The 22796-nt window shown below is 51.7% G+C and carries 22 protein-coding genes; 3 read left to right on the forward strand and 19 right to left on the reverse strand.

Going from position 1 to position 22796, the window contains the following annotated elements; translation table 11 throughout:
* Nucleotides 1-28 precede the first annotated feature (28 nt).
* The 3 genes from AC0XWG_RS18770 to AC0XWG_RS18780 all read right to left on the reverse strand — a co-directional run bounded on the left by AC0XWG_RS18770 (nt 29) and on the right by AC0XWG_RS18780 (nt 3728).
* Complete coding sequence (locus AC0XWG_RS18770) at nt 29-547, reverse strand: hypothetical protein (RefSeq protein ID WP_475680912.1); 519 nt, start codon at nt 545-547, stop codon at nt 29-31.
* 722 nt (nt 548-1269) lie between these two features.
* The gene (locus tag AC0XWG_RS18775; RefSeq protein WP_475680913.1) at nt 1270-2886 is read right to left on the reverse strand and encodes a mechanosensitive ion channel family protein; all 1617 of its coding nucleotides are present in this window, start codon (nt 2884-2886) and stop codon (nt 1270-1272) included.
* Nucleotides 2887-2975: 89 nt separating this feature from the next.
* A complete protein-coding gene (locus tag AC0XWG_RS18780; protein ID WP_028017394.1) occupies nt 2976-3728 on the reverse strand; it encodes a DeoR/GlpR family DNA-binding transcription regulator in 753 nt (250 codons plus the stop codon).
* Between the two features lie 85 nt (nt 3729-3813).
* Between AC0XWG_RS18780 and AC0XWG_RS18785 the strand changes: the two genes are divergently transcribed.
* Nucleotides 3814-4398 carry an NUDIX hydrolase gene (locus tag AC0XWG_RS18785; protein ID WP_049005520.1) on the forward strand — a complete coding sequence of 195 codons (585 nt, stop codon included), beginning with the start codon at nt 3814-3816 and terminating at the stop codon, nt 4396-4398.
* 83 nt (nt 4399-4481) lie between these two features.
* Nucleotides 4482-5240, forward strand: coding sequence for a trans-aconitate 2-methyltransferase (gene tam / locus AC0XWG_RS18790; protein WP_049005519.1), 759 nt, complete (start codon nt 4482-4484; stop codon nt 5238-5240).
* A 4-nt stretch (nt 5241-5244) separates the two neighbouring features.
* Here the strand turns inward: tam and AC0XWG_RS18795 are convergent, their stop codons facing one another.
* The 8 genes from AC0XWG_RS18795 to AC0XWG_RS18830 form a co-directional block, all read right to left on the reverse strand.
* Complete coding sequence (locus tag AC0XWG_RS18795; RefSeq protein ID WP_475680914.1) at nt 5245-6435, reverse strand: cytochrome c biogenesis protein/redoxin; 1191 nt, start codon at nt 6433-6435, stop codon at nt 5245-5247.
* 135 nt (nt 6436-6570) lie between these two features.
* A complete protein-coding gene (locus tag AC0XWG_RS18800) occupies nt 6571-7869 on the reverse strand; it encodes an ATP-binding protein (RefSeq protein WP_475680915.1) in 1299 nt (432 codons plus the stop codon).
* A complete protein-coding gene (locus tag AC0XWG_RS18805) occupies nt 7866-8606 on the reverse strand; it encodes a response regulator (RefSeq protein ID WP_475680916.1) in 741 nt (246 codons plus the stop codon). The genes AC0XWG_RS18800 and AC0XWG_RS18805 overlap by 4 nt, the downstream gene beginning before the upstream one ends.
* Before the next feature lie 44 nt (nt 8607-8650).
* Nucleotides 8651-9646, reverse strand: a complete 996-nt coding sequence (locus AC0XWG_RS18810) for an alpha/beta fold hydrolase (RefSeq protein WP_028017400.1) — start codon at nt 9644-9646, stop codon at nt 8651-8653.
* 145 nt (nt 9647-9791) lie between these two features.
* Nucleotides 9792-10232 carry a GNAT family N-acetyltransferase gene (locus AC0XWG_RS18815; RefSeq protein ID WP_128347724.1) on the reverse strand — a complete coding sequence of 147 codons (441 nt, stop codon included), beginning with the start codon at nt 10230-10232 and terminating at the stop codon, nt 9792-9794.
* A 74-nt stretch (nt 10233-10306) separates the two neighbouring features.
* The gene (locus AC0XWG_RS18820; protein ID WP_128347725.1) at nt 10307-10894 is read right to left on the reverse strand and encodes a hypothetical protein; all 588 of its coding nucleotides are present in this window, start codon (nt 10892-10894) and stop codon (nt 10307-10309) included.
* A 166-nt stretch (nt 10895-11060) separates the two neighbouring features.
* A protein-coding gene (locus tag AC0XWG_RS18825; RefSeq protein ID WP_089541817.1) for an IS3 family transposase occupies nt 11061-12289 on the reverse strand; the annotation gives its coding sequence in 2 pieces (ribosomal slippage) (nt 11061-11974 and nt 11974-12289; 1230 coding nt in all).
* Between the two features lie 75 nt (nt 12290-12364).
* A complete protein-coding gene (locus tag AC0XWG_RS18830) occupies nt 12365-13192 on the reverse strand; it encodes a hypothetical protein (RefSeq protein ID WP_475680917.1) in 828 nt (275 codons plus the stop codon).
* Nucleotides 13193-13369: 177 nt separating this feature from the next.
* Between AC0XWG_RS18830 and AC0XWG_RS18835 the strand changes: the two genes are divergently transcribed.
* Nucleotides 13370-13921 (forward strand): GNAT family N-acetyltransferase, encoded by a 552-nt coding sequence (locus AC0XWG_RS18835; RefSeq protein ID WP_134708422.1) that lies wholly within the window; start codon nt 13370-13372, stop codon nt 13919-13921.
* On the opposite strand, the gene AC0XWG_RS18840 is transcribed toward AC0XWG_RS18835, so the two are convergent.
* The 8 genes from AC0XWG_RS18840 to AC0XWG_RS18875 form a co-directional block, all read right to left on the reverse strand.
* Complete coding sequence (locus tag AC0XWG_RS18840) at nt 13906-14820, reverse strand: bestrophin family protein (protein ID WP_238934275.1); 915 nt, start codon at nt 14818-14820, stop codon at nt 13906-13908. The two genes, AC0XWG_RS18835 and AC0XWG_RS18840, sit on opposite strands and share 16 nt — an antisense overlap.
* A 200-nt stretch (nt 14821-15020) precedes the next feature.
* Complete coding sequence (locus AC0XWG_RS18845) at nt 15021-16472, reverse strand: tagaturonate reductase (protein WP_028017406.1); 1452 nt, start codon at nt 16470-16472, stop codon at nt 15021-15023.
* Nucleotides 16473-16588: 116 nt separating this feature from the next.
* Nucleotides 16589-17116 (reverse strand): GNAT family N-acetyltransferase, encoded by a 528-nt coding sequence (locus tag AC0XWG_RS18850; RefSeq protein ID WP_128347727.1) that lies wholly within the window; start codon nt 17114-17116, stop codon nt 16589-16591.
* An 82-nt stretch (nt 17117-17198) separates the two neighbouring features.
* Nucleotides 17199-18164, reverse strand: coding sequence for a sensor domain-containing diguanylate cyclase (locus tag AC0XWG_RS18855; protein ID WP_028017408.1), 966 nt, complete (start codon nt 18162-18164; stop codon nt 17199-17201).
* A 119-nt stretch (nt 18165-18283) separates the two neighbouring features.
* Nucleotides 18284-19723: a sensor domain-containing diguanylate cyclase gene (locus AC0XWG_RS18860; RefSeq protein WP_128347729.1), complete on the reverse strand. Its 1440-nt coding sequence runs from the start codon at nt 19721-19723 to the stop codon at nt 18284-18286.
* A gap of 112 nt (nt 19724-19835) precedes the next feature.
* Entirely contained in the window at nt 19836-20192 is a 357-nt protein-coding gene (locus AC0XWG_RS18865) for a DUF4186 domain-containing protein (protein WP_049005509.1), read from the reverse strand.
* Nucleotides 20192-21118 (reverse strand): glutaminase B, encoded by a 927-nt coding sequence (gene glsB, locus AC0XWG_RS18870; protein ID WP_028017411.1) that lies wholly within the window; start codon nt 21116-21118, stop codon nt 20192-20194. The genes AC0XWG_RS18865 and glsB overlap by 1 nt, the downstream gene beginning before the upstream one ends.
* 62 nt (nt 21119-21180) lie before the next feature.
* Nucleotides 21181-22770, reverse strand: a complete 1590-nt coding sequence (locus AC0XWG_RS18875) for a methyl-accepting chemotaxis protein (RefSeq protein ID WP_028017412.1) — start codon at nt 22768-22770, stop codon at nt 21181-21183.
* Nucleotides 22771-22796 lie beyond the last annotated feature (26 nt).

Consider the following 22796-nt stretch of genomic DNA (forward strand, 5'->3'; position numbering starts at 1 on the left):
TTAAACGGAGAAAAATTTCTTCATTTAATCATCCAGCTTTTTGTTCACCTGAAGGTGGTGCATCATTAGCACTACAGGCGTTTCTCAGAAGCTCGAGAACGCCTTCTTCTCCGAAGCTTTTATAAAGCCTTGCCATATCTTTCTGAGCACAGGATTTTTTCTGTACCCCCTGGAGTTTCTCACACTCACTCATGATTTTTTCAGGTTCTGTTTCCAGCCTCTGAATTGAGATATCAGACATGTAAAAAACAGATTGCTTAGTAGTGCCACCAACATCCGCTTTGGTTTGGATTGTTTGAGTTTCGATAGGCAAATACAACTGTTTTAAGGAGCATGCAACCGCAGATGCCCGATTAACCCAAAAATCAGCCGGGATATCATAACCTGTGGTAGTCACTGTATGGCCATCACATAGTGCAGCGAATACGCAAAGGTTTGAATTATTCATATGGCGAATAGCTTCAATCATTGGAAGATTATCTCCAAAGCGCACTGACAGTTTGTGGCGGGATACTTCAGGGGTATAAACATCACTAACTTTATTCATATCAATGTCCTATATCATTTTTTGCTAGGATAACAGTGCATTTAGAAACTGTTACCCACACACATTTGTTAATGATTTAGAACTCAATACCAGACGAACCATCTTCATCTGCAAATCAAAAATACCTGGCGGATAAGTAGGATTTACTACATAATGCCGCGCAACTTGACATAACCGCAGTAATGGCGTTTATAGTTCAAGCTGTATTCAGTATTTTTAATACTGAGTTCCGGCAGCTATCAGAATCCTTAGTTTCCTAGGCCAAGATCTGATAGCTGCCCTGTTTTCCTTTGACCTCACGATCATCAGAACCCCTATTCTATCGAATAATTCATTCCCAGTCATAGTTTTCTTTATATTCTTCCCCACACACCGTTCAAATCAAGCGCCAGACGCGTTATTTAGCGATTATGGATGTAACCACGATTACCTATTAGGTAATCATCCAGCCCTACAAATCGCGTTTAAGCAAACTTACAGAGGCTGTATGTTAAAACAGTGTGTATTGTTACAGCTAAATATAATGTCAGCCTCCGGGTGTGATTATCAGGAAGTAATAGGGATTTATTGGAGTGTTTCTGGAAGGGTGACATTTCAACCTGGCTAAAAGAGGTGACTTTTAAATCTTGCAATAACAAATATGAATCCAGGGGAAATCTACACATTATCTGTTGCCATTGCCCTGGTCATTGAGCCCACTGAAAGTACCTTCCAGACGCGGTTCATCCTCTTCCGTTTTCAGGTGGCGTCGCTGGTGCGCTATACCAGTTCTCTTTTGGCACCATCACACTGTTTTCCGGTTGCAATACAAAGTTCGGAGACATGATCTGCACGTTAAATTCATTGAAGACGTCCTGAATATTGCTGTGCAGTTCGTTACGGCCATCTGCCAGTGACACATCCGGCAGCAGTCGTACCTGTAATTCATAAGCAATGTACCAATCCATCAGACTCAACTGTCGCACCAACGGTGGCTGTGAAAGATCGATTCCTTTGGCACGTTTGGCCGCCAGCTCCAACATTGCATGAACCTGACGCCATGGCGTGTCGTAACCAATGGTGACGCCGACAGTCAGGTTAACGCCACCGTTTGTACTTTGCGCACTCAAATTGGTAATTTTACCGCTTACCACGACAGCGTTCGGCACGGTAACCACGTAGTTTTCACGGGTGATAATTTTGGTTGCAAGCATACCAATTTCACTTACCAGCCCCTCGTTATCTGCCACCCGAATCATGTCTCCTTTGCGGAGAGCACGCGAGTAAATCAAAACCAGACCACTCATTGCATGGTTCATCACCCCGGCAGAGCCTAGCGTGAGCATCAGGCCAAAGAAAACACTGATGCCTTTAAAAGCCAGTGAATTGGCCCCGGGCAAAAAAGGATATGCTGCCGAAAGCGCAAAGAGCCACACTACGACTGAAATCAGCTTGCGGGTTGCACCAACCGTTTCAGGATGGATACCGGGCAGTTGCAAACGCCCTGCTTCCACCTGATTGAGTACCATCTTTAACAACTTCAAAATGAAGGCGGTAATAAGGAAGATGATCAGAACAATCAACAGGCCCGGTAACGCTGAGACAATAGACAGCGCGATATCGCGTACCACGCGTACGGACCACTCTCCCAGAGACTCTCCCCAGACGCGCGTCCATGGGAACAGGCTGAAGGTCCAACTCAGCCAGACATAGAGTGCGACAATTCCCAGTAAAATCATCAACAACGCATACAGGCGCGTTTCGATAGCACCGATAAACCGCCGCCAGCGCTGGGGTATCCAGCTTCGATTCTCAAAAATACGCCGGCGATAAACACGTTTGATCCAGCGCCATGAACGGTATGTGCCGTACCAGAACAGCACCAGTGCCAGCAGTCCCGCTACGGTCTTCACCGCCGATAGCGCCAGCCAGCCGCTGTTATACTGATCGCTCAATGCTGAGCGTTGCGCTTCCATACGCGCCAGTACGCGCTGCGCCGCCTGGTCAAGCGTAAGATCGTCTCCCTCGTCGAGATCGCCTGCTGTCAGTAGCATCACCGGTTTGCCGTTCATCACGATGAGCCGTCCCGGCTGGTTATAACGATTTACTGACACAATCTTTAGCGGTTCGCGAACATCAGCTTCAGTGAAATTTCGTAGCGTATTGCGGATGCGTAACACCCGTTCTTCTGGCGTGGTAAGTCCGAATTTCGCCTGTAGCATGACGATCGGTTGATGGAAAATATAGACCGTGCGGGCACGCTCCTTTTCAGTGGGCTCCTGTCGAGGTTCCGCCGCATGGGAATTCACAAGCACAGAGAAGAGAAAACACGTTAAAAGCGCGAGCACAATCCTGTTCATATTCGCCACCGAAAACGCGAGAATTATCGTTATTTTTCAAAAAGCCAAATCAAGGCCGATCGCTTTTTTAGCATAGACCAGCCCTTCACTTACGCAATGATAGATACCCCTTTTTCCGATATCGCCCGGATCCAGTCCTCATCGGTGTTGCCATCGATAACGATGGTATTCGCCAGAGACACATCGCCAATCACAAACGATGACGCGGTGTTTATTTTTTCCGGTGAGGCCAGGACAACCGTCTCGGCGGCTCTGCCGGAAAATGCACGTTTGATGCACGCTTCTTCAAAATCACCGGTCGTCAGTCCCGCCTCAGGGTGGATGCCGGTCACTCCCATAAAGAACAGATCTGCGTGAATATTTTCGATACCTTCAATGGCACCCGCACCGACCGCAACAATAGAGTGTTTATACAGGCGGCCACCAATCAGAATCACCTCGACAGAAGGATGATTAACGAGTCCCAGAGCGATACTCGGGCTGTGCGTTACCACGGTGATGTGCAAGTCAGGAGGTAAAAAAGTAATCAGTTCGGCGGTCGTTGTTCCACCGTCAACGATCACCACCTGACCCGAAGAGATGAGCTGTGCACCTTTTTGAGCCACCTTTTTTTTCGCATCCATCTTAACGAATTGACGCTCTGCGAACGGAGCAATAGCGGAAGATGACGGTAGCGCGCCACCGTGAACGCGCTGTAAACGCCCTTCTGCCGCCAGCTCACGTAGATCGCGCCGTATAGTGTCTTCAGAGACATCGAAGAGAATGCTGAGTGCTTTCGACTGAACCTGCCCTTCGGCTTCGAGCTTTTCAATAATCAATTGTTTTCGCTGACTGGTGAGCATTAGGATTCCTGGTGTTGCATGTTTAATCTTGAAGTTGCACGATAATGCTGGTTATGATGATTACTTTACGTAAGGAGGAACAATCGTGCAATCAAAACGTGCAGATGTACGCATTATTGACAGTGAAACGCTGTCAAATAACTGGTATGTCCTTAAAAAATATACCTTTGACCTGCAGCGCCGTGATGGCGAATGGCAGCGGCAAAACCGTGAAGTTTATGACCGGGGTAACGGCGCGACAATCCTGCTCTACAACCGTGAGAAAAAGACGGTGATCCTGACCCGCCAGTTCCGTTTTCCTGTATTTATCAACGGCCACGAGGACGATTTGATCGAAGCCGCTGCCGGGTTGCTCGATAACATGGATCCAGAGAGCCGCATTAAAGCAGAAGCGGAAGAAGAAACTGGGTTTAGCGTTTCATGCGTGCAGAAAATCTTTGAAGCGTATATGAGCCCGGGATCCGTCACGGAAAAACTCTATTTTTACCTTGCCGAGTACCATCCGAAAGACAAAACCAGCTCAGGCGGCGGGATCAAGGCTGAGGGCGAAGATATCGATGTACTCGAAATGACGCTGGAAGAAGCATTACAGGGCATTGAAACGGGTAAGATTGTCGACGGGAAAACCATCATGCTGCTTTACCATGTTGCACTGAAAGGCATTTTGTAATTTGCCTGAGTCATGACACCTGCCACTGTGCAGGTGTCTGCCTGTGCTATTCTTGCAAAAACAGGCAAAACGGAGATCTGACTATGGCTGACTGGAACCCTTCTCTTTACCTGCAATATGGTGCAGAACGAACGCGTCCTGCCGCTGAACTGCTCGCCAGAATTCCACTGGATGACGTCTCCTCCATCGTTGATCTGGGCTGCGGGCCAGGCAACAGTACTGCCCTGTTACAGCATCGCTGGCCATCGGCACATATCACTGGGGTTGATAATTCACCTGCGATGCTGGAAGAAGCACGCAAGGCGTTACCTGACTGCCATTTTGTTGAAGCCGATATTCGCCAGTATAAGCCCGGCCAGCCGCTGAGTCTGATTTACGCTAATGCATCGCTGCAATGGATCCCTGACCATTACGATCTCCTGCCTCACCTTGTCTCTTTGCTTATGTTAAATGGCGTGCTGGCGATCCAGATGCCTGACAACTGGCTCGAACCCACCCATGTGGCGATGCGTGAAGTGGCGCTGGAGCAAGATTATCCCGATCGTGGTCGTGAACCGTTGCCCGGCGTACATGCCTATTTTGATATTTTGTCAGAAGCCGGTTGCGACGTAGATATCTGGCGGACAACGTATTTTCATAAAATGAGCTCTCACCAGGCCATTATTGACTGGGTCAGCGCCACCGGTTTGCGCCCCTGGCTGCAGGAGCTGAATGAGAGCGAGCAGAAACATTTTCTGAAACGCTACCATGAACTACTGGTAGAGCAGTATCCGCTCCAGGAAAACGGGCAGATACTGCTGGCTTTTCCACGGCTGTTTATTGTTGCTAAACGTCAACCCTGATGGCTTATGAGCGGGCTTCTTTGAGCAGCTGTTGAATGACCTTCTCTTGCTGTTCATAGTTGCCTTCGCCAAAAGAGGTGTAGCGTAACTGCCCTTTCGCATCAAAATAGTAATGTGCGGGCCAGTACTGGTTGCCGAAAGCATTCCAGATTTGATAGTTGTTATCGGTCACAACCCGATAGGGCAACTGCCACTTATTCACCGCATTTTTTACCGAGGAAAGCGGTTTTTCCCAGGGGTACTCGGGCGTGTGGACCCCAATCACCACCAGACCCTGTGACTGGTATTTTGTCGCCCAGTCACGCACATGCGGGAGCGTATGCTGGCAGTTGATACAGTCCCATGTCCAGAAATCGATCAGCACTACCTTACCGCGCAGCGATTCAGACGTGACACTGTCACCATTTATCCACCCTGTTCCACCGCTTAACGAAGGTAACTGACTGCTGGGCTCAGCCATCACGACTGGCTGAAGCTTCACCGGTGTGGTTGCCGGTTTTGCCAGATTCAGCAACGATGTTTCCAGATAGTCGGCAACGCCGTTAGCGCCTTTCAATATGGATGTTACGCCTGTTGCATTCAAAGCCACAGCCGCTAGCATCACGCCCCCCGCAGCCTTGCGTAATCTCTCCATCAGCGCCGACTTTGCTCTCAGCGGTGCCATCAGTTTTCGCCCACCGATAATAAGCAATCCCAGCATCAGCGCGCATCCGCTGCCATAGGCGGCCAGCAGAGCCCCTGTCGCAATGGCTGAATTCCCCGCAATATTAATGCTGAAAATGGCGCCCAGAATCGGTCCGGCACAGGGAGACCAGAGCAACCCCACGGCTAGTCCGGCCAGAAAAGCCGATGCTATACCGCGCGTTTGCCCGCTTCGGGTATTGAGGGCATTTCCCACGCTGACGGCAGGCTGCGCAATACGCCGGGCAAAGGACGGAGAGATTAAGCTCAGCGCGGCGATAGCCAGAATGACAAGCGCGACCCAGCGCCCGATAATGGTTGCCTCTGCAATCCACTCGCTGGCGACGGTGACGGCCATCGCCACCAGGGTGAACATCACGATCATCCCCGCAAAGAGCGCCAGAATATGTCGTCGTTGCCCCTGAAAGCCGGCGAACAGGAGCGGAATAACCGGGAGCGTACATGGACTGAGCAGGCTTATCATCCCACCTAAAAAAGCGATTATCAGAAACATAGTGACCTCACATGACAGATGCTGCAACGCTGCAGTGAGGCTATTTCATCGTACCGATGTGTTCAGGATATGTGTAAAACCTGAGGTTTTGTCTGGCTCTGTATCTGTCTCCCTGAGAGATACAAAGCCGTACAATTAGCGTCGAGGCAGTGCAATGGAGACGTCGAGCCCTCCCTCTGCGCGGTTTACCAGCTTCAGCTTTCCTTCGAGTTGGGCGGTGAGCTGCGCGGCAATAGCCAGACCAAGCCCGGTTCCGCCGGTGTCACGGTTGCGCGATGTTTCAACCCGATAAAAAGGCTGCAACACGGCCGCGAGCTCGGCCTCGGGTATTCCCGGCCCACCGTCCATGATGTGAATGACCACCTCTTCGGTAGACGAATCATCTATAGCGATGACGGCACGCTCGCCGAATTTCAGAGCGTTATCCAGCAAATTAGTCATCACCCGACGAAGCGCCTGCGGGCGCGTAACAACGGGTAAACGAGCCTCGCTTGCCTGAAACTGCACGTTTTTACCGATGTCCTGATAATCGCACGCTATGCTATTTACCCACGCGTTCAACTCCAGTTTCAGCGACGTCTCTTCCAGTGATTCTGATGACCGGGCATATGCAATCCCCTCCCGCACCAGACGCGACATGTTATCAAGGTCATTTAATAGCTTGTCGCGAAGCTCAGGTTGTTCAGCCATTTCGACACGCAGTTTCATGCGTGTTATTGGGGTCTGGAGATCGTGAGAAATGGAGGCGAGGATCTGCGCGCGGTCTTTGATATAGGACTGGATGCGAGTCTGCATTGCATTGAAGGCATGCGCTGCTCGTTGTACTTCAACCGGTCCCTTCTCTTTCATGGGGGCATTTGCCGAAGGATCCAGCGTATCTACTGCATGGGTAAATTGTGAAAAAGGCCGTATCACCTGTCGTACCGCGATCCAGGAGCAGGCAGCAAGGAGCAAAAGTTGCAGGATGAGAACAACAGGTAGCCAGCTTGCGACCGGCGGCATTCGGGGGATCAGGTCAATGGTCAGCGGCGAGCCATCGTGCAATGTGAGATGTGCCTGAATATGGGAAACAGAACCTGGAACCGCGGTAAAACTGAGCGGATAGTCAGCCGCGAGGGTCTCTTTTAACGTTCGGATGGCATCCTGAGAACGCTTATCCGTCGGCGCGGCGCCAGGCTCACCTGCACCGAGGATATAACGATAGTTACCCCGTTCAAGTCGCGGAAGCCAGGCCGCGCGTTCACTGGCGGGTAACCGGTCTAAAATGGCCACGCTGGTTGCAACATCGTATTCCAGATTACCGAGCATCACCGTGCGGGCACTGTGCATTCGTTCAACCATGACCAGCGTCATACTCAGGGCGTTGGCCAGCAAGAGACCCGCAAGCACAATGATCAGCAGTCGGGCAAGCAGTGAGCGTGGCCAAAGCGTCATTCATTAACCTCTTTGATTGTCACGGGCATGGTAAAAACATAGCCTTCACTGCGCACGGTTTTAATATAGGCAGGCGTGCGTGCATCTTCATTCAGACGCTGGCGAACCCGGCTTACGAGCAAATCGATAGAACGTTCAAACAGTTCGGCGTCGCGCCCTTGCGTCAGGTTGAGTAACTGATCACGGGAGAGAACACGTTGAGGATGGTCGAGGAATACGCGCAGCAGGCGATACTCCGCCCCGCTGAGCGCCACGATCACCCCTTCCGGGTCAATTAAGTGGCGGGCGACGGTATCCAGTTGCCATTCACCAAACATCACCAGTCGTCCTGCCTCGGTCACCTGTAAATTGGGCGGCATTGTGCGAAACCGCCGCAAAATTGCTTTGATACGTGCCAGTAGCTCACGGGCGACAAACGGCTTCACAACGTAATCATCCGCCCCCATTTCCAGTCCCAGGATCCTGTCCGTCTCTTCGCTGCGCGCCGTCAGCATCAGGATGGGCAAATCTTTGTGTTTGCCGCTGCGAAGCTGTCGGCACAGGGTGAGTCCATCATCACCGGGCATCATGACATCCAGCACTACCAGGTCGATATGCTGTTTATCCAACACGGCACGCATCTCTTTACCGTTTGCCGCACCGGTCGCGCGATAACCGGACTTAATGAGATAGTCGACAATCAGTTCACGAATATCCTTGTCGTCATCGACGACAAGGATATGATCAATATGCTCCACCGAACTCTCCTGACTGAGGGGTAACGTATTGAAAATAGCACATATCACAGCTTATCCGCGTCGATAACCGCCTTGACGAAATCCTGTGGATCTTCCTGAGGAGGGTTGTGCCCCACGGTTGCGCCGAAGGTGCGGTGCTCATATTTACCGGTAAATTTACCTGCATAGGCCTGCGGTGCCGGGTGGGGCGCACCGTTATTTCCGCCTTCAATGGTAATGGTCGGGACGGTAATATTCGGCAAAGTCGCCAGTTTTTGCTCGTAGCTGTCGTATTTACGCTCCCCTTTTTCCAGCCCTAAACGCCAGCGATAGTTGCTGAGCGTCACTGCGACGTGATCCGGGTTATCAAGGGATTTGGCGCTGGCGTTAAAGGCTGCATCGCTAAATTTCCAGTCAGGCGATGCCTGCGACCAGATTAAGCGCGCGAAATCATGCGTGTTTTTGGCATAGCCTTCAGCACCACGCTCGGTGGCGAAATAGAACTGATACCACCACTGCTGTTCGGCTTTTGGCGGCAACGGTTGTTTGCCAATCTGCTGGCTGCTGATGAGATATCCACTCACCGACACCAGTGATTTAACGCGCTCTGGCCAAAGCGCCGCAACGATATCCGCCGTACGGGCACCCCAGTCGTATCCCGCGAACACCGCCTGTTTGATATTCAAAGCGTCCATCAGGTTAACAATGTCTTTCGCCATCGCCGAAGGCTGGCCGTTGCGTGGCGTTTTTGCAGACAGGAAGCGCGTGGTGCCGTAGCCGCGCAGAGAAGGCACAATCACCCGGTAGCCTTTGGCCGCCAGCGCAGGCGCTACCTCGGCGTAGCTGTGAATATCGTAAGGCCAGCCGTGTAATAAAATGACCGGTTGACCATTTTTGGGGCCGATATCGACATAACCGACATTCAGATCGCCGGCGTTAATTTGCAGTGGATGATCAAAAGCTGACGCGAAGTTTGTGCCGGTGGCTTCGGCCTGACAGGACATCACCGTGCCAAGAGAAACGGTCAGTGCGAGGGTTGAGTACGCGAGTTTGCTGAACATGTTGGTATCTCCGGTTGAGTACATTTCACGGGGATATAACAACACCTCAATGTATAGCGGATATGTGCGAAAGCGGGTTTATTGCAAGCCTGTGTATGTATCCCGGGCGCTGATACAGTGTGATACAAACACAGGCGTTACAGATTTACAGGGAGAGGCGATAGCGGACGTAATCGTCAGCTTCACCATATTTATCATAGAGTTTACGCGCCGGATTGTTCTCCCGGGTGACCCAGTATAGTTTTGACCACCCTTCCCGTTTGCCTTCCTCTATCAGAGCATCAATGAGCGCCTTTCCGGCTCCCGCCCCGCGCTCGGTGGCATCGACAAACAGATCTTCCAGGTAACAAATGGGCGCTGTCGACCAGGTTCCTTCGTGCAGAATGCACATCGCGAAACCGATGACCTTTTCGTTCTTCTCTACTACGCGGCAGAACATCTGTGAACGACCTGATAGCGCCCTTTCCCATGTCGATGCGGTCACAGACTCCTCGAGGAAGCAGTCATAAAAATGGGTATAGCCATCCCACAGGGGACGCCATTGAGAATAATCATCTGCGCGTAAAGCTCTTACCGTGACAGCCATGTATTCCCTCGTATTACAAAGAGTTCGCCATTATCAAAACCCGACTTAGTTTTCGGTAACGTCACAACATCTCTTTAACGGATTTTTAGCCGCATTTCACGTGCCAGCCTGGCAAGACGCTGAGTACGACAATACAGCGTAAACAGCACAAAACCACTGCTATTCATCACTACCCGACAAAGTAACAGTGCGGAGAATGCGATGACTAGTGGCCAAATACTTCCGTCATGGGAAAGCAGAAGATATAGCGTCTGAACGAGGGTTAGTACCAGCATAACTATGAACAGCGTCATAAACCCCAGCAATCCCGACGTTGCCCCTCGTGCCAGAAGCACGCTTATAACAATGAGCGCGCCTGTCATTATTAATGATGGTACGAAAAAGCTCAGTGCATGATTTAATGGAGATAACCCCTGCATAGTATGGAGAAAAGGCAAAAGGTTAAACGCAAACACCACTAAAAACAGAGGGAACAACGTGGCTACCGGGTAAGGATTTTGACGCGGCAACTCGCTAAGGGGACGAGAAAAATACTGTTCCATCTCGGGAGTGGAATAGTTCAACAAACGAGGATCACGACGAGCAATAGCTTCCTCTATCTCTCTGCCATGCTGCAGAAGATCCAGGAAAACCCGTCCGGTTAAAAAACTCAGAAACCTCATCAGAATACCGCCAGCGACTGGATGGTACCGATAATGTATTTACCGGTCCGTGGTATGTTACTGGGCGCTGCAACAACTCCACTCACTGCACTCCCAGCCAGAGCCGCGGCACTTGTGACCACTTGTCCAAGTTGTCGAGTGAGTTCTATCTGAACTGGATTTGCCCCTATATTTCCAGACACCTGTTATCACTTAACCCATTACTGGCCTGCTGCCGCAGATATTCCCGTGGCGAGCGATAACCCAGTGCACTATGCGGATGCCATTCGTTATAATGCTCGAACGCCTCTGCAAGGTTCTTTGCTGCCGTTAACCCGTCTGGTTTAGGCATGATACTGATGTAGTCACGCTTTATCGTTTTCACGAAGCTCTCTGCTATGCCGTTACTCTCCGGACTCCGCACCGCCGTGTTCTTCGGTTCAAGCCCCAACATCCGGGCAAACTGCCGTGTTTCATTAGCCCGGTAGCATGAACCATTATCCGTCAGCCACTCTACTGGAGACGCCGGAAGCTCGTTGCCGAAGCGGCGTTCCACCGCTCCCAGCATTACGTCCTGTACTGTTTCACTGTCGAAGCCGCCCGTAGTGACTGCCCAGTGCAGTGCCTCACGGTCACAGCAGTCCAGCGCGAACGTGACTCGCAGTTTTTCTCCGTTATCACAGCGGAACTCGAACCCGTCAGAGCACCATCGTTGATTGCTTTCTTTCACGGCCACTTTGCCAGTATGTGCCCGTTTCGATGGCGGTACAGCGGTTTTTCGCTCAAGCAACAGCGCATTCTGGCGCATGATCCGGTAAACACGTTTGGCATTGATCGCAGGCATACCATCAAGTTCGGCCTGTCTGCGAAGCAGCGCCCATACCCGACGATAACCATACGTGGGCAGCTCTCCGATAACATGGTGTATACGGAGAAGCACATCCGTATCATCTGAGTGACGGCTGCGGCGACCATCTTTCCAGTCATCGGTTCGTCTGAGAATTACGTGCAACTGCGCACGCGACACCCGGAGACAACGGCTGACTAAGCTTACTCCCCATCCCCGGGCAATAAGGGCGCGTGCGCTATCCACTTTTTTGCACGCCCGTATTCAACGGCTTCTTTAAGGAGTTCATTTTCCATCGTTTTTTTGCCGAGCAGGCGCTGGAGTTCTTTAATCTGCTTCATGGCAGCAGCAAGTTCAGAGGCAGGAACGACCTGCTCTCCTGCGGCCACAGCAGTAAGACTTCCCTCCTGGTATTGCTTGCGCCAGAGAAATAACTGGCTGGCTGCCACACCGTGTTGCCGGGCAACAAGGGAGACCGTCATTCCCGGTTCAAAACTCTGCTGAACAATAGCGATCTTTTCCTGTGTAGTACGCCGTCTGCGTTTCTCCGGTCCTAAGACATCAATCATCTGCTCTCCAATGACTAGTCTAAAAACTAGTATTAAGATTATCACTTATTTAAGTGATATTGGTTGTCTGGAGATTCAGGGGGCCAGTCTATGAACCGGTCCGGTAGGAAAGCGTTTCGGATAAAGACCTGCGCGAATAAGAGCTTTAATCTCTTTGTTACTTATACCCGGGTTTTGTGCGCGAATTATCAATTCGGTCAAACGAGCGCGATCCTGACGAGGATAGTTTTTCAACCACTCAGTGGCTTTCAAAGAAGATATGGATTTCATTGCACGCCAGGTGGTAATCGCTTCTTTTAATGCACCTCCGGCACTTGCTAACGAAATTAAATCCAGTGATGTAGAGGTTGCTACGTACCATTCTTGCGTATCGAGCCAGGCAACATTTCCGCCACCGTTTTCAACCAAATCATAGATACGATAAAGGCCATTAACACATTGCAACCCAGTGGCGATGGTACCAGCGTAGCCAATAGCCACTAAGACGCCACTGCCTCCTGCGGTAATAGGTGTTGCTGCAGTGCCCGCAAGCATCACGCCTCCAGTAATGATCATCGCACCACATGAAAGTACCGTTGATGCTAGCTCAGTTCCCATGGATGTGGATGTCACTGCATCAGTCAAGGATTTACCTACGATAGAAGCGGATGGCTGGGATGTTGCTTTAGTTACAATAACATGGGTTACAATGCCACTTTGCCCATTAGCATGACGTTGCCCAGATCGAACCAGGTAGCGTTGAGCACCGTCAGAATAAATGATCCCGGCCTTAGCAAATTCGCGATTACAGTCCATAGCGGAACCTAGCGCGTTGAAATCAAAATCTGCAGCCCCAAGCCCTGCAATGCGTGCAAAATCATAGCCGGGGAGATTTCTCTCAGGGTTCATTCCAGGCAAAACCATACAATACTCCTTTTGCGTGTGGATAAATTGAACTCAACCTATCTGACTGTAACCGTTCGGAATGCAAAGCAAAATTTTGGTAGTAAATTACTTATAACGCAACCAAATAGAATGTGATAGAAGTGAAAATATCAGAACCCAAACAAAAGCATAACGCTTAAATATGGAGATCCGCGGATGACGATACCGACTCTCACGACAGAACGCCTATTGCTAAAACCGTTGGTTGCCGAAGATGCCGTCCAGATACAGAAGCTTTATCCGCGCTGGGAGATCGTCCGCTATATGGTCTCTTCTGTACCCTGGCCCTACCCGGATAACGGCGCGGAAAACTATGTCAATAATGTGGCGCTGCCGGATATGGCAAAAGGAATTGCCTGGTTCTGGAGCATCCGCCGTCGCGACGTTCCCGATGAACTGATGGGCATTATCTGCCTTTACGATGTCGAAGATAATAACCGTGGTTTTTGGCTGGCTCCGGAGTTTCAGGGTCAGGGATTTATGCGTGAGGCCAGTATTGCAGCAACGGATTATTGGTTTAATACACTGAACAAGTCGGTATTGCGTGCGCCAAAAGCCGCTGCAAATAGCCGCTCCCGACGTATTTCGGACAGTAGCGGCATGCGGCTTATCAGGACAGAAAAGAAAGCGTACGTCAGCGGAATACTGGATTCTGAGCTGTGGGAGATCACCCGCGACGAGTGGAACGCCCGTCAGGTCAGCTGGTAATGTTTATCCGGCATCAGCCTGTCAGGAATAGTCTCTTCATCGTTCATCTGCAGCAGATCGCGTTCCATCATGTTGCAGATGGCGTCCAATGGCAGGTCATTATTTTCTGTACCAAACGGGTCTTCCAGTTCTTCCGCCAGTGCATCCAGCGAGATGAAAGTGTAAGAAATCAGCGCAGAGACAAACGGCGTCATGTAATGCAGGTCCACAACCAGCGCGAACGGCAGCATGATGCAAAACAGATACACCGTACGGTGCAGAATTAACGTATACGCAAACGGCACTGGAGTCGTCGCAATACGCTCACACCCAGACAGAACGATGGACATGTCGTTCAGACGGTTATTCAGACTGTGGAAAAGAATGTCTGATAGTTGTCCGTTACGACGTCGAACAGCCAACCACTCTCCCATGATCAGCAAAATACGGTTCGCCGGCGAGTTGGCTTCCATCACTTTTTTTAAATCATCTGCGGCAAGATAGCGAGACAACTGACCGGCGTTCATTTCCCGGCGCAGGGTCATGCGTAAACAGTTGGCGAAGGCAATCTGCAGGCGGACAAATTCACCCAGATACTTATCGTCTGGTAGGGTGTTTTTTACCTCGCGAAACAGAGAGCGGGCCGCTATCATCAGTTGCCCCCAAAGCAGGCGAGCTTCAACGTAGCGCGAATAACAGGCGTTGTTTCTGAAACCTAAAAAGATAGCGATCGCCACGCCGAGAATGCTAAATGGCGCAACCGTAAATTTGATGCCGAGAGAGGTATACCACGGTAGCATCACGATCACGGCGATAGATAACAGGAAGTTAAGTAATAGTCGGGTATAGATTTTAGGCAGTACTGAGCCATGCCAGACAAAAATCATTTGCAGCCAGTGCTGCTTAGGACGAACAATCATAGTGAGTTTCAGAAAAGAAAAGAGCGTGGTTATTAAACGTGATCCCCCACACGGTTGCAAGCATGTTAATGGAACATTGAATTTTCACACCTGTTTAGCTTTAACCGCACGGTGCTGCATCTGAATTTTAAAACAGGCATAATAGTATGTTGTAACTAAATGGCGTTATTATTAAACCCGGCCGAAGCCGGGTAACGTCCTTAGCAAAGCGGTTTTACCGCTGAGCGCATTCCTTTCAACAAAATGGCATCAAGATCCAGTGTCACCTGGTCTACGAGGCCACGAACCTGAGTGAGATCCTGCTCCCAGTGCTCACTTACGCTCAATACCGCCTGCACCAGCTCACGGGTACTGATCTGCTTATCGTGATGCTGCGCCCACAGCTGTTGATAACGTTCGAGCCAGTGTGCATCATCCTGCACCGGATAGCGTTCCCCGTTACGCTCTGCACGATAGAACGCCATCAGTGCCGCTAAGGCAAATGTCAGGCGTGCAGGTAATTTACCTGTCGCTTTCTGCCCTGCCAGCAGCTGCGGCAGTATACGAGTGCGATATTTGGTCATGCCGTTGAGCGCAATAGAGAGCAACTGATGCCTGATGTAAGGATTACGGAACCGACCTGTTACCGCGCTGGCGAAAGATTCCAGTTCATCACGCGGTAGATCCAGAACAGGAATAATTTCCTGATAAATCGCTTTCTCGACGAAGGCGCAAACGTCGCTATCATTCATCGCCTCACCTACCGTATCCAGCCCTGCCTGAAATGCCACCGGCACCAGCGCCGTGTGTGCACCGTTCAGAATCGCGACTTTTCGCTCTTTGTATGGCTTGATGTCATCAACAATCAGCACATTTAGCGGGTATTTATCCAGGCAAAGCTCACGGGCAAGGGATGCCGGTCCCTGAATGACAAATAAATAGAAATGTTCAGCCGTATCCAGGAACCCATCGTGATAACCCAGCTCAGCTTCCAGCGTGGCCACTTCGTCACGCGGATAACCGGTCACAATACGGTCGACCAGCGTCGAACAGAAGCTGTTGGCCTCGTTCAGCCAGCGGATAAAAGCGGCAGGCAGCGCCCACTCTTGCGCATAGCGCAACACCAGTTCACGAAGTGCATCTCCGTTGTAGTCAATCAATTCACAGGGAATGATTATCCAGCCTTTGTCTGGCGCGCCGTTGAAGTGACTGAAACGCTCAAACAGCAGTCGCGTCAGCTTCGCCGGGTAACTCACTGCGGGGGCATCTTCAAATCTGTCACCGGCGTGATAACTTATCCCGGCTTCGGTGGTATTCGAGAAAACAAAGCGCATATCCGGGTTGTGAGCCAGTTTCAGGAACTCATCATACTGGCTATAGACGCTGATCTCCCGGTTAACGGAACGGATAAGACGGGCATCGCTCACCGCCTCACCCTGCGCATTCAGGCCACGAATAATCGTGGTATACAGGCCATCCTGTGTGCTAAGCGACGGCGGGAAGTCACTTTGAATAGGACGAACGATAACCACACCAGCGTTAAGATCGGTATGTTCATTTAACAAATCGAGTTGCCAGTCGACGAACGCACGCAGGAAATTGCCTTCACCAAACTGAATGATACGTTCAGGATATTGCGCACCGGGAAAATCACGACGGTTGAGAGTGTCCACTTTAGGTTCCTTTTATAATTAGTCATACAGCCTGATAAGATTGGTACGATAACTTATCAAAATCTGACGACCAGAAACCCTGTTTTGATCAATCCCGGTGCAGTTGTGCAAAATAATTACAGGAACTTGTAGAACACGGACGTGGCCGTCATGGCACCGTCCGGCATAAGAGCATAGCGTGGGATCTCGCCGACCTTTTGCCAGCCAGCGCGCTGGTAAAACGTCTCGGCGCCGCTGCCTGCGGAAGTATCAAGCACCAGCACGGAAATGCCTCTGGCTCTGGCCTGAACTTCAAGCGCTTCCATTAGCGCCATCGCGGCCCCTTTCCGACGCGCTTTCTCATGAACCAGCAGCTTCGCTACATCGGCGCGATGCGGCTGGTTTTCCGGCTGGTCTGTGATTAACTGCACCGTTCCGATGATGCCGTCCTGCGGGTCGACACAGGCCAGCACGAGGCGCTCATTGCGCCCTACGCTTTCAGCAATACCGCGCCAGAAAGAGCGGCCCTTCTCCAGACTAAAGGGAAGCATAAAGCTGACGGATGCGCCGCCGTTGACACAGTTTTCGAGGATCCCGGCCAGGGCATCAATATGGGTGAGAATGTCTTCGCGGGTGAGGCTTTTGATTTGCAGTGAGGTATTCATTGTTATTCCTTACGTTGAATACGCTCACTGTGCATTTAACATCTTCTTAACGCAAACGGATCGGACATAGGCTTTTGTTATGTCACCGGGCGCGCTGGCGCTGCTGTTTCATGGCATACATCTTTTCATCAGCATCTTTTAACCACTGCTGCAGGTCGTTGCCGTTATGATCGAATTCACTTAGCCCCCATGAGAAGTGAAGCGACCAGGGGTGTAACTTGCGGGCGTTATAGTTTTCTACCTGCTCGACGAGATACTGCATGGCAATCCAGGCGCCCTGCTCATCCGTATCCGCAAACAGCACGGCGAACTCGTCCCCGCCAAAACGAACCAGCAGATCCGCTTCACGGAAAGAAGCACGCATCAGTTGCGCCATGGCTTTCAGCGCCTTATCCCCCTCTTCATGCCCGAAGCGATCGTTAATTTCCTTAAAGCGATCCAAATCCAGCCAGCCGAGCGTCAGCGGCTCGGCCCGGCGCCGGGCAACGGAAAGCGTGAAACGCACGAGTTGATTAAAACCCCGACGGTTGAATAGCCCGGTTAATTCATCCGTGGTCGCCGCGCTGATGGCAGCAAATTCATCTTCCGCCAGTGCGCCAAGGTCTCCCAGGACAGCAAGGTCGGCGTCAGAAAACTCCCGGGGAGCGTAATCAATCAGGCACAGCGAACCTACGCTTGCGCCATCGCGCAGGCGCAATGGGAAGCCCGCGTAGAAACGAACACCGGGTTCGCCTGCCACCAGCGGATTATCAGCAAAACGATCGTCCTGTAGCATATCTCCCACCACCAGCGGCGCTTCGGTAAGGATCGTATGGCCACAAAATGAGATGTTACGTGGCACACTGCCGGGTGCCTGCCCATCGGCTGATTTAACGATCAGGGCATGTTCATCAATAAGATTGACCATCGCAAGCGGCACCTGGAAGAATCGCTTTGCCAGTCGTGTTAAGCGGTCAAACGATGGGGAACCGTCAATCTCGAGCAAACCAGACTCACGCAGTGAGTTAAGACGTTCCGTTTCATTTTCAGGGATTGCAGGTGCTTTCATAATGTCTCCTGACGTAAAGCGTTACTCAAAGCGTAGCTTAAACAGGGACATTGTCAGTGTTCTAACATCCTGCTAAGTCGCTTACTATTCACGTCAATGCCTTATGACGATTAACGCAGCTATGTTTCACTCCCGGAGGTCGCGGCAATTTGCTCGTCCGACACCCGGGCGCTGGTACGATTTCGACCCGCTTTTTTTGAACGATAGAGATGATCGTCCGCTTCGGCCATCAGTTTGTTGAAGACCTCAGTCAACTGCCATGACTCAGCCTTGCCACTCCCCAGGCCAATACTGACCGTCAGATGGAGCGCTTGCTGACGCCATGTAAAAGGGTGACTGGAAACAGTGGACCGGATACGCTCAGCCAGTTCAAAACCATTCTGTGCGTCGCCAGAATTTACCACCACCGCGAACTCTTCTCCGCCCATTCGCGCCACCATCCCATCTTCACCAACGACCTCCTGAACCTGCTGGGCGAACGACGCGAGCACACGATCACCGCACTCATGGCCGTAGTTATCATTAATGCTTTTGAAGTAATCAATATCCAGCAGCATGACGGTCAGAAAACGTGAATGGCGGTGCGTTTCTTCACGCTTTAACGCCTCATAAAGGCCGGAACGCGAGTAAACCTGCGTTAAAAAGTCGTAATCCGCCCTGAGAGAAACCTGGCGAATCAGGGAATTAATCGCTGCCATGCTGACGGATACCATCACCGGGCAGATTGCCATTGTGGCGATCCCCAGACGGGCTGAAAACATCATCGGCGTCGTAAACGGCGTCGCCACGGCAATATTAATAATCGAGTTGGCGACCAGAATGATTTCAGTCGCGCCCGTGATAAACGTCAGCAGACAGGTCGCAGGCAATGAGTAGCGAACCGCACACCAGATAAGCGCAGGAAGAGGAAATGAGAGACTCCCCGCCCCGCCAATCACCACCGATGCAACCACCGAGACGATCAAGGCAATCACCGGCAAGAGCTGTTCAAGACGTAACCTGAATTCACGCAGGGGCATACGTAACGTGAGCATACAAGGCACAACAAGCACGCCGGTTGAGAATTGTTCGCTAAACCAGTCGGCAAACAGCGGCCAGAAGGTGTGACTATCAATCCCCACTGACCCCACCGCACCGAGCAACGCACAAAGCAGCGCGGCAATCAGGCAGTAGTTAAACAGACGTAACGCGTTGAGCGGGTCTGGGGTTTTATTCATTAACCGTCTGTCGCGCTGAACCAGCACGGCGACAACAACGATAAAGATCATATTAGACAGATTAATCACCACTGAGGCCATTCCCCAGTTGGTCGTCACTGCGTCGTACGTCAGCATAGCAACATACGACACCGCGTAATAATGCAGGCGATTCAGATAGACATAACGGGCAAAGATCCCCGCCATGACGCCATTCAGCGGCCAAAACAGCGACAAAGCCTCAATCAGCCGTAATTCCGCCCCCACAAAATAGAATAAGGTGGTGAGAATAAAAATCGCCAACGCATTTCGCAGCGGCGTATCGGGTTGGAACAGCCTGAAAGCGGTAAGAGCAGAACGCATTAAATATCATTCCATATGTTGCTTATGGCAATTACTGCGGTCGTCAGCATAGTCGGGACTAACTTAGGATGCATCTATAACACAATTACAACGGGATCATAACTCGTCAAATTTAGGTGTTCATCTGGAGCACCAGCCAGTGGTGGATCACGCTGACGATATAATGCTGTTGCTGCGCCGTAAGCTGAACACCCTGCGGAATGTTATGCCATTTTGCCAGACAACCCCGACAACAGGTGGCCGTAGCATGTTGGGCAATAAACACCGGGTGACCACGCATCGGTGTCTGTTTGCCATCATTTACCGGCAAGGCCGGAGCAAGGCGCTTTTCTACAAAGTCAGCGGCATGCCGATCGATGGTTTCGGCACCTTTGTCCCAGCAGTACTGTCTTTCCTTATCGCCTAAGCGAAAGCGCGAACGAAAAGTCGATCGCGCCAGGCGGGAAAAGAGAGGGTCAAGGTCAGGCATCAGTACACGGAACGCCCAAGACGCTGGGTCAGTTTTTCCAGAACCGCCACACCGGCAAGTGAATTCCCCGTTTCATCCAGCTCCGGGCTCCAGACGGCAATCGCCATTTCATGAGGCACAATTGCCACCACACCGCCGCCAACGCCCGATTTTGCCGGGAGGCCGACGCGCCAGGCAAACTCGCCAGCGTTTTGATACATCCCGCTGGTTGCCATCAGCGCATTAATCTGACGCGCCTGCAGAGGCGAAACCACCGGCTGGTTAAGATGCGGAGCGTGCCCCTGGTGCGCCAGGAACAGGAATGTCTGAGCCAGCTCAACACAGCTCATTTTCAGGGCGCAGTAATGGAAATAATTTTGCAGTACAGTCGCCACGTCATTATGGAAATTGCCGAAGGATTTCATCAGCCAGGCGATGGCGGCATTGCGGGCGGAGTGTTCAAATTCCGAGCGCGCAACCACCGGATCGTAGGCGATATCGTCTACGCCTGAAAGCTGGCGAACAATCTCAAGCATTCTCTGACGCGGCGCGCTAAGGCGGCTTTGCAACATGTCGCAGACCACCAGCGCCCCGGCATTGATAAAGGGATTTCGCGGTTTACCCTGTTCGATTTCAAGCTGCAGCAGTGAGTTAAAAGGCTGGCCGGAAGGATCTTTACCCACGCGCTGCCAGATCTCGTCACCTTCATACTGGCGCATAGCTGCAACCAGACTCAGCACTTTGGAAATGGACTGAATGGAAAAACGTTCAGTTGCGTCGCCTGCCTGGTATCGCTGTCCGTCCAGGGTGCAGATAGCGATGCCAAGTTTATTCCCGCTGACCGAGGCAAGGGCCGGAATGTAGTCGGCAACTTTCCCCTTTCCAATTAACGGACGAACCTGCGCCAGAATCTCGTCCAACATCTCATTATGGATGACCGCAGCCACACTTTGCTCCTTGCCCTCAGGCTAAAACGGGCTGCGAGTATAACAGAGGCTAATGTATTGCGTCAGGCGCTAAGACGAAAACGCGAAACCGCCTGCAATAAAAGATCGGATTGCTTTTGCAGCCGCACTGAGGAATCCGAGGCGTCAGAGACCAGTAAATCCGTCTGACGGGAGACCTGATTAAGCGCCTGCAGCTGGCTCGTCATCCGATGAATACTCTCTCCCTGACTGAGCGTGGCGGCTGAGATCTCATTCAGCAAACTACTTAAATTCCCCACCAGACCGGTGACCTGCTGCAAGTTCTCCTCCATCAGGTTAACGGCGCGGGAACCGTCTTCAATGCCCTGCAAAGAGCGATTGATTAGCTCCTGGATAGTCTGCGTCGAATGACTGCTCTTTCTGGCCAGCAGTCCGACTTCCCTGGCGACAACGGCGAACCCCCGCCCCTGGTTCCCGGCATGGGCAGCCTCGATGGCGGCATTCAGCGCCAGGATATTGGTCTGAAACGCCACGCTGTCGATCATTGCCACGATCCCGCGCATCTCTGAGGATCGGTCGACGATCGCCTGCATAGAGGCATTAACGGCAGACATCATCCGATCTCCGCCAACTACCGCCTGGCGCGCTTCATCAGCCCGCGAGCTGGCGAGTCTGGCGTAACCGGTGTTCCCTTCTACATGCGTTTCCAGTGCCGCAATATGCGCCGTTACGTCCTCAAGCTCTTTCGCCTGACGTGCCGACTGCTGATACAGCTTCTGGTTGCCCTGCGCCAGGGCACCAATGTTCTCAACCATAGAGGTGGTCGCATTGCTGACCTCAGACACCAGCTGCTGCAAACCCTGTTGCATGGTGGCAATACTGTCGCTGAGCTGCCCTATTTCCCGGTTGAAACGTATGACACCCGGCGGGATGCCGGAGAGATCTCCGGCAGCCAGTCGGTTGATATGCGCAATCAACCGACGCAACGGCGTAATCACCCATCGGGACATGCCGAACCAGACGGCAATAGCGATGGCGAGTAACAAAACCGGAGCAAACAGGAACAACGTTTGCAGACCGGAAAGCTGCGCCATCAACGTCTGGCGGCCCTGCACAGCCTGCTGCTCGCTGGCTTGCTGGTAGCGCGCGTAATTGTCGTTAAAGTCTGTCTGAAAAGCCTGAGCCGGTACGGCAAAAAACGCGTCGATAGTGTTGGTTTTGACCAGACCTTCCGCCTGCTCTTTGATCGCGCCGTAGAACAGCTGATAGCTGTTCGTCAGGGCTTCATCTTTCGGCGGATTGAGCGCCAGCCAGGCCTTCCATGCCTGCTGAGAAACCGTCAGCGCCTTTTGCGCGTCATCCATCAGGCTATGCCAGCTTCCGTCGGAGCCGGTCTCTTTATCCTGCATAAACCAGACGCCGGATCGGTTAAGCAGATCGCTTGCTGCCAGCAGGGAAACGCGGGCCAGATCCAGCTTACTCTGTTGCTGATACGCCAGCAGATTTTGCTGCTCGTTGCGTTGGGCTTCGTTCAGTGAGGCGTTAAGCAAAAATGAAGAGGAGAGCTGCAGCGCGGAGAAAAGGCCAATAATACAAAAAATACCCGTCAGCAGGCCAAAGTGACGAGGGATAACACGCTGCGCAATACGGCGGAAAATTTGCGTTAGGTTCATGATTTTCTTCATTAACAATGCGTTAG

It is taken from the genome of Enterobacter sp. DVT3837 (assembly GCF_056238685.1).